Source organism: Thermoactinomyces intermedius, from assembly GCF_013912365.1.
Taxonomy (GTDB): domain Bacteria; phylum Bacillota; class Bacilli; order Thermoactinomycetales; family Thermoactinomycetaceae; genus Thermoactinomyces; species Thermoactinomyces intermedius.
On the sequence record NZ_JACETT010000032.1, the window covers coordinates 1 to 2,303 of the forward strand.

At 42.0% G+C, this 2,303-nt stretch carries 3 protein-coding genes; 1 reads left to right on the plus strand and 2 read right to left on the minus strand.

What is annotated here, in order from left to right; translation table 11 throughout:
• Positions 1–967 (minus strand): excinuclease ABC subunit UvrC (gene uvrC, locus H1R82_RS07580; protein ID WP_258873898.1); only part of this gene is annotated, 967 nt, incomplete at its 3' end.
• A gap of 292 nt (positions 968–1,259) precedes the next feature.
• Between uvrC and H1R82_RS07585 the strand changes: the two genes are divergently transcribed.
• Positions 1,260–2,039: a hypothetical protein gene (locus H1R82_RS07585; RefSeq protein ID WP_181731950.1), complete on the plus strand. Its 780-nt coding sequence runs from the start codon at positions 1,260–1,262 to the stop codon at positions 2,037–2,039.
• 53 nt (positions 2,040–2,092) lie between these two features.
• On the opposite strand, the gene H1R82_RS07590 is transcribed toward H1R82_RS07585, so the two are convergent.
• Positions 2,093–2,303: thioredoxin family protein (locus H1R82_RS07590; protein ID WP_181821640.1), on the minus strand; the 211-nt coding region annotated here is incomplete at its 5' end.

The window sequence follows — 2,303 nt, forward strand, 5'->3', positions numbered from 1 at the left end:
TTTCGGTGGCCATGTTCACCAGATTCTTTTTGTTGCCGCGCCGGGGAACATGAATATGAACTTCCGGAAGCATTTTTTTGAGAATGTCCGGATCCACTCCTTGAGGCAAATGGATTTCTTTCGGGAGTGTGGGCATTTCATGATAAAACTGGGCGACAAAAGAAACAAAATCTTCTTCTGCCTCGTGGTAATGCGGAAACACCGATACTTCCCGTTCGATCAATTTTCCCTGGCGCACAAAAAACACTTGGACACACATCCAGCCCTTTTCCGCCGCATAGCCAAAGATGTCCAAATTCTGTTGAGCAGGAAGGACAATGTTTTGTTTTTCGATGGTCGAGTCAATGTCCAAAAGCAGGTCCCGGTACTCTTTGGCTTGTTCAAACTCCAAATTTTCCGCCGCTTCTTCCATTTTCCTTTGCAATTCTTTTTTCAGTTCCGCGACGCCCCCGTTTAAAAAGCGGACGATTTTCTTTGTTATTTTCTCGTAATCGTCCGGATCCACATCCATTTCACAAGGAGCCAGGCATTGTCCCATATGGTAATACAGGCAAACCCGTTTGGGGATGGTTTTGCATTTGCGCAGCGGAAACAAGCGGTCCAATAATTTTTTGGTGTGTTGAGCCGCTCCGGCATGGGGATAGGGTCCGAAGTACTTGGAACCATCCTTTTTTAAGTTCCGGGTCACTTCCAGGCGGGGATGTCTTTCTTTGGTCAGCCGGATGTAAGGGTACGATTTGTCGTCTTTTAACATCACGTTATATTTCGGGCGGTGTTTTTTGATCAGATTCAGCTCCAAAATCAGAGCCTCCACGTGATTGGACGTGACAATGTACTCAAAATCGGCGATGTCCATCACCAAGCGTTGGGTTTTTCCGTCATGGCTCCCCGTAAAATAAGAACGGACCCGGTTTCGCAAATTTTTCGCCTTGCCGACGTAAATCACTTCCCGGTCTTGATTTAACATCAAGTAACAACCGGGTTTCTCCGGTAACAGAGAAAGCTTGTCTTTTATCTCCAAACAAGTCCCCCCTCCTGAATTTAATTTCATTTATATCCATAAACATTTTTCTGTTTGCCAAGTTAACTATTTATAGTTTAGCATATTACCCTTCGCTCCTCACGAAAAAAGATTACGCATCTTCCACGCAGATCATTCATAAAATTCGAAATAAAACTTGAAAAAATACACAACATATTTTAGTATAAAGATCTGTACTGTCTCAATAAATACATAAAATTTATGTAGGTGATTTAATATGTTTTTAAAAGACCAAGTCCAAAAGAACCTTTATCTGTCCTATCTGATTGTTTCATTGCTCTTGGCGGTTTTTACATTTTTTATCTATGTGAATATCGATCCGGTAACCGAAGAACCAACAGCCTGGGCTTTTGTATCTGTCATCATTTTAATCATATTAACTCCTGCCCTTAGCGGGGGAATTATGTCGGTGACCATTTCCGCTCACTATAAAAGTGAAGCTTCCGTTCCGGTTTTGCTTCAGGAAATGTTGCCGAATTACTGGAAAATTTTAAGACTCGGTTTATGTATTTATTTATTGTCCATTCCGGCTGTGCTGGTTACTTTTTTAGTGGTTTTTCTCTTTTTATTTTTTCCTCCGTTGGCAGTTTTGGCAGCCATATTGCTTTCAATCGGCTTGATTGCTTTGTTGTCTTATTTGTCTGTTCAATCTTCGGTTCTGGTTTTAAAAGACGGAATGAGAAGCTGGCAATCGATTAAACATGCCTTTGTTATGCTGAAAAAAGCTTTCAAAAAAATTTTTCTTTCTCTTCTGGCTGCATTTGGGGCTTACCTTGCTCTTTCAATTATTTTCTGGTTGGCGGGATCTTTGCTCATCATCGCCATTTACATGGTGTTTGGATTATCGGACTCACATCCTGTTGTCTTATTGATTTCAAGTTTGGTAGCACAACTTACAATCACCTTCCCGTCACTGTTTGCTTTATCCGTTTATGTCAAAAGATATAAAGACAAAATTGAACCGGAATTTCGTCCGGCTGATCAAGAGACCGCTTAAGATCACATAAAAACAAAAGGCGACGCCAACCGGCATCGCCTGATGCACATCCATCAAACATATTCTTTCAACCAGGCCACCAATTGTTCTTTCGGTTGAGCCCCGACCATTTTGGAAACCATTTCCCCGTCTTTGAACACCATCAAAGTCGGCACACTCATGACTCCGAATTTCCCGGCCGTTTCAGGGCTGTTGTCCACATTCACTTTGGCAATTTTCAATTGGTCGCCCATTTCTTCATCCACTTTTTCCAATTCGGGTGCC